Below are 13,474 nucleotides of genomic sequence, written 5' to 3' on the forward strand. Positions count from 1 at the left end.
TTAGCAATGGCCGGCGGGTGTGTCGTGCATCAGTTTGCTAACGGCCCGTCAGCGGGCCACGAGCCAGCGGCTCGTCTCACGCGACTGTCGTTGCCAGCGCCGTGTCGATCGTCGGATGCAGGGGCAGTACGCGGCCGAGATTGCAGGCCTGGATGGTCCGGGCAACGCCAGGGTCGCAGCTGACCAGCCGCACTGCGATGCCGCGACCGCGGCACCGTTCCGATTCGGCGGCCAGCACGGCGAACGCACCGCAACCTATGAAATCGAGGCCATTGATGTCGACGATGAATGGACCCGGTGTGGTCGCGACGGCGGCGGCCTCCTCGACCAGGCAACGCCAAGTGTCCTCGTTGGCGCCGTCAACCTCACCACCGGCGCGAATGATGACCACCGTGCCGCTGCGCTGGGTCGCTGCCCGCAATGTGCTGTGCGGATCACCGAGTTCGGAGACCAGCCGGGGGCTTAGCGTCACTCTGGTCACCGAGGACTCGATCGAAGCCAGATTCATCGTGCGCTCCTAACCGGTCGCGTCAACGAGACCGTGCGAGACGCCGGCGACGACATCCTTGTTCGGAGGGAAGCTTCTTTTCTATAGCAAGCCGCAACGTCGCGTCTAGAGCCGAGCCTTGGACCTGGACATATGCGGCGTGCAGGATCAGGCGGAGACCGGCTTTCGGGCCGGCTTGGAGACCTTCATCAGCTGCATCAAGTTGCCGCCCATGATCTTGGCGACGTCCTCTTCGCTGAAGTCGGTGAGCTCGTCTACGAAGCTGATCGGATCCTTGAGTCCCTCGGGGTGGGGCCAGTCGGATCCGAACAGCACCCGGTCGGTGCCGACCATGTTGACGATCTCGGTGAACCGGTCCTCCCAGAATGGGGTGATGTAGACGCAGCGCTTGAAGGCCTCGACCGGGTCCTCGAGAAAGGCCTGCGGCATCTTCTTATAGACGCCCTTGAGTCCTTTGAACAGATCCGGCACCCAGTCGGCGCCGTTCTCGATCGACAGGATCCGCAGCTCCGGGTTACGCGACAGCGCGCCGTGACACACCAACGCACCCATCGCGTCCAGGATCGGCCGGTGCCCCATCGCAAAGCTGCGGAACGCGGTCGGCTTGAAGGGCAGGAACTCGTCGCCGGGTTCCCACACGTTGGCGAATTCGGAGTAGCCACTGTCGGAGGCGTGCATCGAGACCGGGATGCCGGCCTTGATGCAGGCCTGCCAGAACGGGTCGAACTCCTCGAGTCCAAAGGAGCGACTGCCCTTGAAACCGGGTACGGGCGCTGGCCGGACCAGCACGGTGCGGGCGCCGCGCTCCAGACACCATTCGAGCTCCTCGAGCGCGCGCTCGACGATCGGCAGGGTGATCACCGGGGTAGCGAAGATGCGGTCCTTGTGGTTGAACGACCACTGCTCATGCATCCACTCGTTGAGCGCGTGGATGACGTCGTGGGTCATCTCCGGGTCATCCTTCATGCGCTCTTCGACCAGGCTGGCCAGCGTCGGGAACATCAGCGCGTAGTCGATGCCGAGCTCGTCCATCACCTCTAGGCGCGCACCGGGCTCGCGGAACGCGGGGATCGCCTTCATCGGCTCGCCGAGGATCTCGCGGTAGGTCTTACCCTGCGCGCCGTTGCGGAAGTAGTCCTCTTGCGCGCCGGGCTTGGCTACCTTCTCGAAGGTCGGGTTGGGAATGTACTCGCTGATGTGGCCGCGGACCACGATCTTGGTCCGGCCGCGGACCTGGACGTAGTCGATGACGCGCTTGCGGTTCTCCGGAAGGAATTTGGTCAGTGCCTCCTCCGACTCGTACATGTGGTTGTCGGCGTCGAACACGGGAAAGGAAAGTTCGCGAGACGGCATGGCGATCTCCTTGAGGGCTGGATTCTCAGTGTGTGGTAATGACGTTACCACCTATGTACAACAACGTGAATCGGGCTAGGTGTCCGCCCGCAGGCCCTTCGGTGTCGCGCCGTCGATGATGGCGAAATTGACCGTCGCGGTTGCGGCGACTTCGTCTTCGCCGTCGCCGTAGATATCGACTTGCATGACCATCGCCCGGCGGCCGGCTCGCAGCATCCGGGGCACCGCCAGCGCGGCACCCTGCCGGATCGGCCGCAGGTAGCGGACGAACAGATCCGCGGTCGTCATCGTGGTGCCCGGCTGAAGAAAATCCAGTCCGAACTGTCCGCCCGCCACGTCGACAAGCGTGGCAATCAGGCCGCCCTGCAACGCACCGGAAGTGTTTACTACATGCGGACTTACGGGCATCGTCATGGCGAATTCGCCATTGCGTGAGCCCGCACGCAGGCCGATTTGGGCGAATAGCTCGGCCAGCGTCGGCTTGCTTATTTCGTCGTCGGTTTCCCGGATGCCCAACGCGCGGGTGAGGAAGTCGTACAGCTGGCCGGTGTCGACCGGTGCTCCGTTCAATTCGGTGCCCAGCCAATGCAAACGCTGCGCTCCCATGATCGCCTGCATCACAATCGCGGCCGACGCCGCGACGTCGAGGCCCGGGTTGAACACGCCTTCGGTGATGCCCTGCCCCACGATGTCGCGGACCAGTTGATGCAACGGGGACAACACCCGCGCATATTCGCGGGGACGCGTCTCGGCCAGATGCTGGTTGTAGAGACCCAGCGCCCGGTTCAGGCTGTCCTGGGTGCTTGATTCCGGTTGCTGGTTGATTCGGTCGATCAACAGCTTCAGTGCGGACGTGCTGTCCAGCCCGGCGGCCTCGGCACGCCAGCTCAGCACTGACTGTGAAATGGTCCTGTCGAACAGCGCCAGCAGCAGCTCATCCTTGCTGCTGAAATGCTGGTAGAAGGCCCGCAGCGAGGTTTTGGAGCGGGCGACGATCTCCTGCACGGTGAAATCGGTGCGACCGGTCTCGCGCAGGATCTCCACGGCCGTCTTGATAAAGCGGTCACCGCGCGTCACTTCGACTCCATCACTGGGGGCGGTCATCGGCGCTAGGTCCCCTTCCGTTGCGCATGCGTGCGCATCGAGAATGAGGTTACCGCGCGTATCTTCGCGCCGTGCGGGACCGGCCGGGACTGCGCGTCCCGGCCGCCGCGGGTTGGGCCGGATCGCTATTGCGCGGCCTCGGGGGGCCGATTCTTGAGCTTGCCTGCGAGCGCGGCGGCACCGCCGGCGGCAAGCAGGACGGGCCATTCGACGACGGCGATCAGGCCGACCGCCGCGGCGACGACAGCGGTCCGCGGGCGGATGTGGCCTTCGCGCATCCCGGTACGAATGTCTCTCGTTGTGACGACCACACCCTCGGCGATCGCGGTGCCGATCTGGCTAACTGTGGAAACGGTCTGGTCGGCAACCGAGTTGGCCGACCTGGTGGCTCGTTCGATGAGCGTCACTGTGCTCTCCCAATATTCGTTTCGTTGCGCGCGTGGCCAATTGTTCGTTGTCCGTTTACTTTTCAGATTCTCTAAGTTGCTTCTTAGATCCTCTCTGTCCCTACGGTGTATAGCACGCACGTACAACTTCAGCGAGTCTGCAGCGTGAATCTGCAATGTCAAAGCTAACTATCAGGAGAGGGCGTAACAGCACAAATATGCGCATAGAGCCGATCGTCTCGGGGCTTCGTATGGTGGTCAAGGGCGGCGCGGCCGCGGCAGCTGAGTTGTTGGGCGGTGAGCGTCCGCGCCGCAGGTGGGCCGGTAATGGCCGAGGGTGGATCGAGCTGCGCATGCCCGAGGGGGTCCGCTCAGGCGAGTACGCAACCGCCCTGGCGAAGACAATCGGCAACACCACCGGCGTTGCGCGCACACAGGTGAACTGGCCACTTTCGCGCCTGGTCGTCGACATCGATGCAGACGGGCCCAGCGTCGACGATCTTGCCCTGATGGTGGACGCCATCGAGTGCGCCGTCGCCCAGAAATCCGAGCCGAGCGACGAGTCCGGGTCGCGGAGACCGGGCCAGTTGCCGGTGATCGACATCCCCGGAGATGGCGCCGAGGTCGTCAATCGGGCGAGCCTGTTGGGCGCTAAGGCTGTATCGCTGGGCGTGACGGTGTTTCTGCAAGTGACGCGGGTGCCCCGACTGCCGCGGGTATTCGCCGCCGCGACCATTTTCGCCGAGGCGCAGCCCGACGTGCGCAGGGTGTTCGAGCGATCCCTCGGTCGGGCCCGCGCCGACGCACTGCTCGCATTGGGCACTGCCATCACGCAGTCGCTCGGCCACACCCCGTCGGTGATCGCCGCCGACATGTTGCTTCGGAGCCTGCGCCTCATTGAAGCGCTGTCGGCGGTCGGCGCCTGGAAAGAGCACGAGCCCCAGCTGGCGGCGAGCGCCGAGTGCGAGCCACACCCGCAGCCTTCCCGGCCCCGGCCGATTCCGGACACCGCGTCGGAAAACTACGCCAGGGCAGCAACCGCGGCGGGCCTTGCCGGCGCCATCGCGCTCGCGGTCAGCGGCGGTGCGGCGCTCGCCAGCGAAGCGGTCATCGTCGCCGCGCCGCGGGCGCTCAACTACGCCCGCGAGTCGTTTGCCACGACGTTCTGCGCCGGCTTGAGTCGCAACCATCACACGCTGGTGATGCAACCCAACGCGATCCGGCGCCTGGATGGCGTCGACGTGCTGATCGTCGACCCCGCGGTGCTGATCGGCGAAACCCTGCGTGTCGCTGAGATCAGCGGCGTCGACGGCGAACTTCGCACCAAGGTGTGGCAGTGCGCGCAAACCGATGTCACTGACGGTCTGCTCGGGGCTGGAGTCCATACAGGGTGTGCTCTTTCGCCCGCGCATCAGCTGCCGGAGTTGCGCGACCTGGAGGTCGTCGTGGCGCGCAATGCGGACCCCTACGCCGAGCCGCTGATCGCCGCGGCCCGGGCGGCGGATCTCAGACTTCTGTCGGTGGATCGGGCCGATGCCGGCCACCTGCGCGGAACGTTCGACGAACTGCTGCCCGTCGATGACGACGTCGATCTCGCGATCTTGGCCGCGGTGCGGCAATTGCAGGCCGACGGGAAGATCGTCGCCGTGGTCGGGCGTGACCTCCGGAATGCCTTCGCGGCCGCGGACCTGTCCTTGGCGGTCTGGGCCGCCGGTCGGGCGCCCGCCTGGACAGCGGACATACTGATGCCGGATCTGAAGGTCGCGTGCCGGATCATCGACGCCATCCCCGCGGCGAAGTCGGCCGCGCGGCGCGGCGTCGAGTTAGCTGCTGCCGGAACCGTTCTCGGCTCGCTGACATTACTGCCGGGTGTCCAGGCGGCGGGCGTGCGTCCGAGCATCGCGGCCGCTGCCCTGGCGCTGATCCCCGGCTACATGATCGGGCGGGGGGTAGCTATGCAGCCCGATCCGGCTGCCGCCGCGAACACCGAATGGCATGCGTTGGACGTCGACCAGGCGCAGGAACATGTTCGACTGCTTTTCTCCGATCTCGCCAGCCCCGCCGCGGTGGCGGCCCAGGCTCGGCTTCCGAAGACCCGGATGCAGGCGGTGGCCGCAAATTTCGCGGACAGCAGCAGGGACGTCGTCGAGGCGATGTGGCACGAGATGCAGGACCCGCTCACGCCGATCCTCGCCACCGGGGCGCTGGCGAGCGCGCTGATCGGTTCTCCGATCGACGGTGCTCTCGTCGGGATCGTGTTGTTGGGCAGTGCCGCGATTTCCGCCGCGCAACGACTTAGCTCGGATCGCCAGTTGGCCAAGATGCTCAACGCCCAGACGCCGCCTGCCCGCGTCAGTCCGGGGCCCGGCCAGTTCGAGCTCGTGGCCGCCGAGCACCTGACACCGGGAACCATCATCGAGGTCCGCGCAGGCGAGGTCGTCCCCGCCGACGCGCGCGTGCTGAACGCGGTCGGGGTGGAAGTCGACGAATCGTCACTGACCGGAGAGTCGTTGCCGGTGACCAAAAACCCGGCTTCGACACCGGGCCGTCCGCTGGCCGAACGGGCTTGCATGCTCTACGAAGGCTCGACCGTGCTCAGCGGTGTGTGTCGCGCGGTGGTCGTCGCGGTCGGCGATGCGACCGCCGCGGGTCGGGCCATGGCACTCGCCCCGCGCCGGCGCGACGAGGTCGGGCTGCACGCACAGCTGGCCGCGGTGACCGCGAAGGTGCTGCCCTGGACCCTCACCGGCGGCGTGGGCGTGCTCGCCACCGCGTTGCTGCGCGGGTCCGGAATCAAGGAGGCCGTCACCAGCGGTGTGTACTGCGCGGTGGCCGCGGTTCCCGAGGGCCTGCCGTTGGTGGCGACGCTGGCCCAGCGCGAGGCGGCGCGGCGCCTCAGCGAACGCAACGTTCTGGTCCGCGCTCCGCGCTCGGTCGAGACGCTGGGCCGCGTCGAAGTGGTGTGCTTCGACAAGACCGGGACGCTGAGTGAAAACCGTTTGGTGGTAACAGATGTCTCGGCTCAGCCGGGGTTCGACGAGGACGCGATTCTCGAACGCGCAGCGCTGGCGACACCGGTGGCGCTTACCGAGCACGCTCCGCTGCAGGCGACGGATGCCGCCGTCGTCAATCGGGCCGGAAGCCAGCCGAGGCGTGACCGCGAGTTGCCGTTCCGTGCCGGACGCGCCTACGCGGCGGGGCTGGACGGCGACACCCTCGCAGTCAAAGGCGGACCGGAGGTCGTCCTCTCGGCCTGCGTCGAGGGCTGCGACGACGACCTTCGTGAGGACCTGTTGGCACACGTCCATGACATGGCCACCCGCGGCCTGCGGGTGATCGCGGTCGCCGATCGGACGTTGACGGAAGACGAACTCGCGGTCGCGCAGGAGAAGGGGCTGGAACCGCTGTGCCGCAGCGGGTTACGACTGCTGGGATTCCTCGGGATCACCGACACGCCGCGGCCCGGCGCCAGGGAACTCCTGGTCGGTCTGGCCAAGCGCGACATCGGCGCGCGAGTGATCACGGGCGATCACCCGGCAACCGCCCGCGCCATCGCTCGTGAGATTGGGCTCGACGTCGCCGACGACCGCATCATCACCGGAGCACGCTGGGAGCGACTGTCGATCGCCGAACGCGCCGAGGTCGTCAAGGACAATGTGATCTACGCGCGGATGTCGCCCGAGCAGAAGGTCCAGATCGTCCAGCAGATCAGCAATTCCGGGGTAGTCACCGCGATGGTGGGCGACGGCGCCAACGATGCCGCGGCGATCCGTGCCGCGGCCGTGGGAGTGGGCGTGTCCTCGCACGGCAGTGATCCGGCCCGCGGCGCCGCCGACGTGGTGCTGACCGAGGGGCGCGTCGGAAGTCTGTTGGACGCAATCGAGGAAGGTCATCGACTCTGGCAACAGGCGCAGGCAGCGGTGGCAATGTTGTTGGGCGGCAACGCCGGTGAAGTGGCCTTCAACATGTACGGCACGATGGTGCGCGGCGTGGCGCCGCTGACGGCCCGCCAGATCTTGCTGGTGAACATCCTGACCGACGTCTTCCCCACCACGGCGGTTGCGGTGAGCGCGGTGCGCAACATGCGGCCGCCGTCAGAGCGCGGCATCAACATGGACGATCTGATGCAGACCGTCGCGATCCGCGGTGCCGCAACCACCGTTGGCGCCAGCACTTCGTGGAGCCTGGCCACCTTTACCCGGGCGGCTCCGCGGCGTGCGGCGACGGTTGGTCTGGTGGGCCTGGTCACCACGCAGCTCTGGCAGACGCTGCTGGAATCACGCGATCCGCTCGTAATTGGCACCTGCGCAGCAACATTCGTCACGATGGGCGCCCTGATCACGACTCCGGGCCTGAGCCAACTCGTCGGGTGCGTTCCGCTGGGTCCGTTGGGGTGGATCGAAGGCGTTGCTCCCGCCGTGGCGCTGACCGTGCTCACCGCCGCCAAGCCCGACCTCTTGCTGCGGATGGCATCGCGGATCGGCAAGCGCGTCTCAAAGTACGGCGGCGAAGCCGACCGCGCCTTGGCCGGCATGGTCGGGTCGCTCACTGCGTGGGCCCAGGAACTCCCGGGGATGGACGGCGGCAATGGCGCCAAGGCTGTCCCGGCGCCTCAACTTGAGCTTGCACCAGCCGGTTAACCGCCGACACAACGAAGAGGGCAGACATGACCACGCTGGACGAAGAGCACGTCAATGCCTCGACCGTGCATGACGAACTCGACTGTGAGCAAACGGATCACGGCGCGGACGAGCTGCGCGCCGTACCGAGCTTCGCGCACCGGTGGGCTGCCTACGCCGCGGCGCACCCGGGGTCGAAGCGGGCCAGGACGCTACGCACGCTGCGGGAGTTGGAAACACGGGCGATTGACTTACCGGTCATCGGGAAGTTCCATCGACCCGACAAACATGACGTCGTCTACGTCGTGGGACTCACTGCCCTGCTGGCGTTCGGGGCCGTCGAGTTACCGATTGCCGTCATCGTGCTGGGCGGCCACGTGTTAGTCAAGCAACACTCCAGCCGCTCCCTGGCAGCGGTCGGTGAAGTCATGGAAGACGTTTTCGGCCACCACATCTAATAGGGCGCGGGCTCATCGTCAGTCGGTGACCCGGGTCCGGCCCGTTGAGCCACGCGGCCGTCCCGATTTCGCCGACGTTCGGTGCTGATGTAGCTGAGCCGATCCTGGGCGCGAGTGCGGCGCCGCCGCGGCATCATGGCGAACCGATCGATGCAGGGGGTGAGCGGGACAGTCGGAGCTACTTCGCTGGTGGATGCGCACAGGTCCGGAAACAGCAGTGCGCTACCGGGAGCGGTCACGTAGTTGCGCCCCGACGGCGACGTCCAGATCACCGTGCCGTTGGATAGTTGCCGGTCGTGCCACCCCCAGAATGTCTTAATCAGATGATGAAGGCGGCAAAGGCATTTCAGATTCGACGCCTGCGTCGCGCCGCCTTGGGCGTGCGGGATGGTGTGGTCGAGGTCGGCTTCGGTGGCGGGGTGATCGCAGCCGGGGAATCGACAGGTCAAATCGCGGCACCGCACGAAATCGGCGAGGGCCTGTGAGGGGACGTATCCCGGCTCGGCCGGCGCGACGCCGGGATGCACCAACGGCCGCAGCCTCGCCGAGTCCGCAAGTTCGGTGACCAGCTCGGCTGGGATGAGGGTTTCGGTCCCGATGACCGCGGCAGGCTCCGACGCAGTGCCATCCACGCTGGATTGATTGGCTACTACGTGGATCACCACTGGGCTCGGCGCCGGTGCTGTCGCGGAGCGACACGTCGGCTGCCCGCACCGGCACTGCAGCCTTTGCGCGCCGGATGCCAATGCTGCCAGGGCATCGGCGCGGCGCTGCTTCACCGTACGCGGATCTGCTTCACACACGCTGCGCGCCAATACATTAAGCCGGAGATCCACCACGCGGGCGTCGGTGGTGACGAGTCGGCCGAACACCTCGGTCAAGCCGTTGCCGCCGTCACAGAGCGAGAACTCGCGATCGGCCTGCCGCTCACGAGCGCGGCGAACCGCGTCGCGGTCTGCTCGCGCGACGACTCGATCGACCGCGGCGCCCAGCCGGCCGCGAGTCATCGACGGCCACCGTCGCACCTTGATCGCGAGTTCGGCATCGACCGCGGCCATCACCTCGGGATCGGTAATCAAATCGGTGCGGTACACGATCGTCTGGAACGTCGAATAACCGATGTCGCCCGCGATTAACGCGGCGCCTATTCGCGGTAACCGATTTCGCATGGCGCGCGAATAGCTCAGATAGCTCGATGCGAGCGCTTGACTGATATGCAACGCCGCGGCGACCTCTGCGGAGATGGCGTCCCACGTGTCAGTCGCCCAGGACTCTCGTTCCCCGCATTCGCGCAGCCGCAGTAGGTCGAGGTCGCCGATCGCCGCCAACCGCTCACCGGCCGCTCGGTTTTCCGCGCGCGAGGCCGCGCAGATCCGATCGACCGCCCGGGACGCGGCATCCACTCGTGCTTCGAACATACATTCGATTATAGTGAGCCGGTCCGACAGTTCTCTTCGGCTTGGATCCTCAGGCTTCGCGGGCGGCGATCATCGCCGAGCGATTGACCTTGGTCGCCGCCGTGCGGGGGATCGCGTCGACGAACTCGACCGTCTTGGGCGCCTTGTAGGGTGCCAGCCGGTCCTTGGCGTACCCGATCACCTGCTGTTCGGTGAGCGAAGCGCCCTCGGCGCGTTGCACCACCGCGTGCACCCGGCGCCCCCACTGCGCGTCGGCGAGCCCGATGACCACAGCGTCGGCGATGCCGGGGTGACCCGCAAGCGCGGACTCGACTTCGGCGGGAAAGACATTGGCGCCACCGCTGACGATCATGTCGACCCGGCGGTCGACGATATAGAGGAAGCCGTCCTCGTCGAGGTGGCCGATGTCGCCGGCCGAACGGAATCCGTCGTCGGTCGACGGCAACGGCGGCGCACCACCGAGATAGCGGTAGCCCGCGCTCATCACCGAGCGCAGGTATACGTCGCCGTCTTCACCGGGTCCCAACGGGTTTTTGTCGGCGTCCAGAATCCGGATCTCCGTGTCGCGGAAGCCGCGACCGACGCTGCCGGGATGAGCCAGCCACTCGTCGCCGCGCAATGCGGTGAGGCCGAGGTTCTCGGTCATGCCGTACGCCGTCACGATCTTTTCTGGACTGAGCAATTCGAACCAGGTGTGCAGCAGCGACGGCGGCATCACCGCCGCGCCTTGCAGGACGAACACAACGCTGGAGAAGTCGCGGTCCCGGATGTCGGGCAGGGCCGCGATGCGTGCCAACATCGTCGGCGTGGCCGTGAAGTTCGTAATCCGGTAACGCTCAATGGTGTCGACAAACACTGCGGCATCGAACTTTTCGAGGATCACCAGATGGTCGCCGCTGAGCAGCATCAGGAACGTCGCGAAGCCGTTGGTGTGATACATCGGCGCGGGCACCAGAATGGTCTGCGGCTTGGCCACCGGTGTCCAGTTCGACAGGAACGGTTCGCCCTGCTGCGGGATCCACAGCGACGGCGCCAAGGTGAGAATCACCTTCGGCACGCCGGTGGATCCGCTGCTGCAAATGCCATTCGCGGCGGGTGACACGGCTTCGGGCAACGGGCCCCGGGATTCGCCGGCCGCACGCGCATCCAACTCCCAGCGGGTGTTTTCGTCGACGACCACGGCGGGGTTGATCACCTCGCGCACCCGGTCTCGCTCCCATTCGGGCAGATCCCAGTGCATGGGAATCGGAACCGCACCGATCTTCCAGCACCCGAGCGTGGCCAAGGTGAGGTGCTGAGAGTTTGGGATGGCAAGCGCGACAAGCGAACCCGTCTGGGCGCCGCTGGCTGCCAGCGCCCGCCCCCATTGGTTGGCGCCGGCGTCGAGTTCGGCGAAGGTCAGGGTCTGGGCGGTGCCGTCGAGCGCGACAACGGTGACGGCCGCCTTGTCTGGCAGCTGTTGGGCGAGCTCGGCAAGTTTGGTGCTGAACGGAACTCCGTCTTCGAACGGGTTGGGCGTCACCCCGGCCGTGGCGGATTCGGTCGTCACGCGGATACCGGCTCGCTGAACAGCGTCTCCAGGGAGCCGTCGCGCACATCGGAGATCAGCCGCAGTCCGAGTGCCTCGGCGCCCAGGGGAAGGCGGATCAGCGGCTGGGTGTGCCGGTCGAGCACGCTGATGTCGGACTCGTCGCAGAAGCCCAGGGCGCCGAGCAGCTGGTGCGAGGTACGCAGCACTTGCCGTGCGGTGTCGGTGGCCTTGAACCGGAGCATCAGCGCATCGGCGGAATGTACCTGCACCGGCAGCGATTCCGGTCTGCAGATGGTGTATTTCGCCAGCTCGTGTAGTCCGCGTAACGCGACCGAGGCGTCCGCGACGGCAAACCGGACGGTCTGGAAGTCGGCCAGCGGCTTGCCGAACTGGATACGGGCCTGGACATGCTCGGTGACGATCTGCAGCGAGCGCTGCATCGCTCCCAGAATCCGCCATGATCCCAGCACGAGAAGAAGATTAACGTCGCGCGCCGGGACTGTCCCGTCGGGTGCGGTTAATGAGGCCGGCACCAGAAAAGGCCCCAATTTGGCGTTGGTCCGCGACGCGAGCTGCGGCCGGTACCGGTTGCCATCCAGGTCCGCGGCGATCCAGTCGCCGGGCAGATCGCCGTGGTCGATGCGCGGCGCCTCGGGATTGACCAAGGCCAGTCGGGCGCCGTCGATGGCCAGCAGCTCCTCGACGAGGGGATAGGGCAGCGCGTGCGCACCGGCGGTTTGGCAGAGCACCGCCGCGGCCAGCAGATCGTCCGGCCCGGACCGGACGTCGAGCTCGAACACGCCGAGCTCGCCCAGGGCGGCGCGCGCCGCGTCCCGAACGCCGTCGTCTTGCTCGGCCCGCAGCGCGGCCTGCGGGCCGCCCAGCCGGTCGAATCGCTTGGCTGCGACCGCCGCGAAGTCGCTAATATCTTGGGGCAGCGCGGTTTTCATCTGCGTTCTCCTAGCGCGTCTCGTGACACCAGCATGCGCTGCACCTCGATGGTTCCGGACGCTACGGTGGCCGCCTGTGCGTAGCGCCAATGGTCTTCGATCGCCCCGTGCAGTCCCGCCGACGCGCCGCTGTCCAGCGCGATCGGGCCGAGCACGTCGAACAGCAACTCGGCGACCTGCTGGTCGCAGGTGGTGGTGGCGATGCGGGCGGCGCTGGCCGCCGCTCCGGCCGACGGGTCATCCTGCAGCGACACGGCACGATAAGCCAGCAGCCTGGCCACCCGTAAGTCGACAAGCGCCCGGACCCACCGAGCCCGAAGCGATTCGGGCAGCCGATCCCACCGGTCGCCGAGCTCGCTCTGCATTCGATGCAGCAGCGACTCGCAGCGCGCGTAGCGCGCGATGCCGACGCGCTCGAACGCGAGCGCCTCTCGCATCACTCGCCAACCGTCACCCACCTCGCCGAGGACGTCGCCGGGATACGCCGGAACGTCGTCAAGGAACATCTCGTTGAGATGATGCGGCCCCAGCATCGACGGGATTCCGCGCACCGTGAAGCCCTCACGGTCCATCGGAATCAGAAAGAGGGTGAGCCGCTTGTGCTTTGGCGCGTCAGGGTCGGTGCACGTCGCCAGCACACACCATGACGCCATCTGGGCGTACGACGTCCACACCTTCTGGCCGCTGATGCGCCAGCCGTCCCCGTCCGGCACGGCCCGGGTACGCAGCGAGACGAGGTCAGTTCCGGCCTCTGGCTCGGAAAACCCTTGGCACCAGATCACATCGCCGGAGGCGATGGCCGCCAGGTGCTTGGCTTTCTGCTCTGCTGTTCCGTATCGCATGAGCGCCGGACCAACCCAGTTGATCCCCATGTACTGCGGGCCGCGCGGCTCGTGCTGGGCCCACATCTCCTCGCGCAGCACCGTTTGCTGCCAGACCGAACCACCGCCGCCGCCATGCTCTTTGGGCCAAGCCAGTGCCAGCAGCCCCTCGGCTGCCAGCAGCTTGCAGAAGGTTTCGGTGGTGGCCAGGTCTGCCGGATCCTCCGTGCAGGCACCGAGGAAATCGGGCGGGACATGCGCAGCGATCAACTCCCGCAGGTGGTGTCGCGGTTCGACGGCGTCGTCACCCAGGTCGTAGTCCATCG

At 66.7% G+C, this 13,474-nt stretch carries 10 protein-coding genes; 2 read left to right on the forward strand and 8 right to left on the reverse strand.

The window, feature by feature from the left end; translation table 11 throughout:
* Positions 1–76: 76 nt before the first annotated feature.
* From H7K34_RS07230 to H7K34_RS07245, 4 genes are all read right to left on the reverse strand, one after another.
* Positions 77–508: an anti-sigma factor antagonist gene (locus H7K34_RS07230; RefSeq protein WP_264061164.1), complete on the reverse strand. Its 432-nt coding sequence runs from the start codon at positions 506–508 to the stop codon at positions 77–79.
* A 147-nt stretch (positions 509–655) separates the two neighbouring features.
* Positions 656–1,861 (reverse strand): amidohydrolase family protein, encoded by a 1,206-nt coding sequence (locus tag H7K34_RS07235; protein WP_264061165.1) that lies wholly within the window; start codon positions 1,859–1,861, stop codon positions 656–658.
* A 75-nt stretch (positions 1,862–1,936) separates the two neighbouring features.
* Complete coding sequence (locus H7K34_RS07240; protein ID WP_264061167.1) at positions 1,937–2,965, reverse strand: hotdog fold thioesterase; 1,029 nt, start codon at positions 2,963–2,965, stop codon at positions 1,937–1,939.
* Between the two features lie 125 nt (positions 2,966–3,090).
* Positions 3,091–3,372 (reverse strand): hypothetical protein, encoded by a 282-nt coding sequence (locus H7K34_RS07245; RefSeq protein ID WP_108924976.1) that lies wholly within the window; start codon positions 3,370–3,372, stop codon positions 3,091–3,093.
* Positions 3,373–3,569: 197 nt separating this feature from the next.
* On the opposite strand from H7K34_RS07245, the gene H7K34_RS07250 reads away from it, so the two are divergent.
* Both H7K34_RS07250 and H7K34_RS07255 read left to right on the forward strand, forming a co-directional pair.
* Complete coding sequence (locus tag H7K34_RS07250) at positions 3,570–7,991, forward strand: cation-translocating P-type ATPase (RefSeq protein WP_264061168.1); 4,422 nt, start codon at positions 3,570–3,572, stop codon at positions 7,989–7,991.
* Between the two features lie 26 nt (positions 7,992–8,017).
* On the forward strand, positions 8,018–8,428 hold the full coding sequence (locus H7K34_RS07255; RefSeq protein ID WP_264061169.1) for a hypothetical protein: 411 nt from the start codon (positions 8,018–8,020) through the stop codon (positions 8,426–8,428).
* Here H7K34_RS07255 and H7K34_RS07260 read toward each other — a convergent pair.
* The 4 genes from H7K34_RS07260 to H7K34_RS07275 are packed head-to-tail and all read right to left on the reverse strand — an operon-like array spanning position 8,425 to position 13,472.
* Positions 8,425–9,846 carry an HNH endonuclease signature motif containing protein gene (locus H7K34_RS07260; RefSeq protein ID WP_264061170.1) on the reverse strand — a complete coding sequence of 474 codons (1,422 nt, stop codon included), beginning with the start codon at positions 9,844–9,846 and terminating at the stop codon, positions 8,425–8,427. The genes H7K34_RS07255 and H7K34_RS07260 overlap by 4 nt on opposite strands.
* Before the next feature lie 49 nt (positions 9,847–9,895).
* Positions 9,896–11,395 (reverse strand): class I adenylate-forming enzyme family protein, encoded by a 1,500-nt coding sequence (locus H7K34_RS07265; protein WP_264061171.1) that lies wholly within the window; start codon positions 11,393–11,395, stop codon positions 9,896–9,898.
* Positions 11,392–12,327, reverse strand: coding sequence for an acyl-CoA dehydrogenase family protein (locus tag H7K34_RS07270; protein ID WP_264061172.1), 936 nt, complete (start codon positions 12,325–12,327; stop codon positions 11,392–11,394). Before H7K34_RS07270 ends, H7K34_RS07265 begins: the two co-directional genes overlap by 4 nt.
* Entirely contained in the window at positions 12,324–13,472 is a 1,149-nt protein-coding gene (locus H7K34_RS07275) for an acyl-CoA dehydrogenase family protein (protein WP_264061173.1), read from the reverse strand. The genes H7K34_RS07270 and H7K34_RS07275 overlap by 4 nt, the downstream gene beginning before the upstream one ends.
* Positions 13,473–13,474: the final 2 nt, after the last annotated feature.

The sequence above is a fragment of the Mycobacterium montefiorense genome, assembly GCF_025823255.1.
Taxonomy (GTDB): domain Bacteria; phylum Actinomycetota; class Actinomycetes; order Mycobacteriales; family Mycobacteriaceae; genus Mycobacterium; species Mycobacterium montefiorense.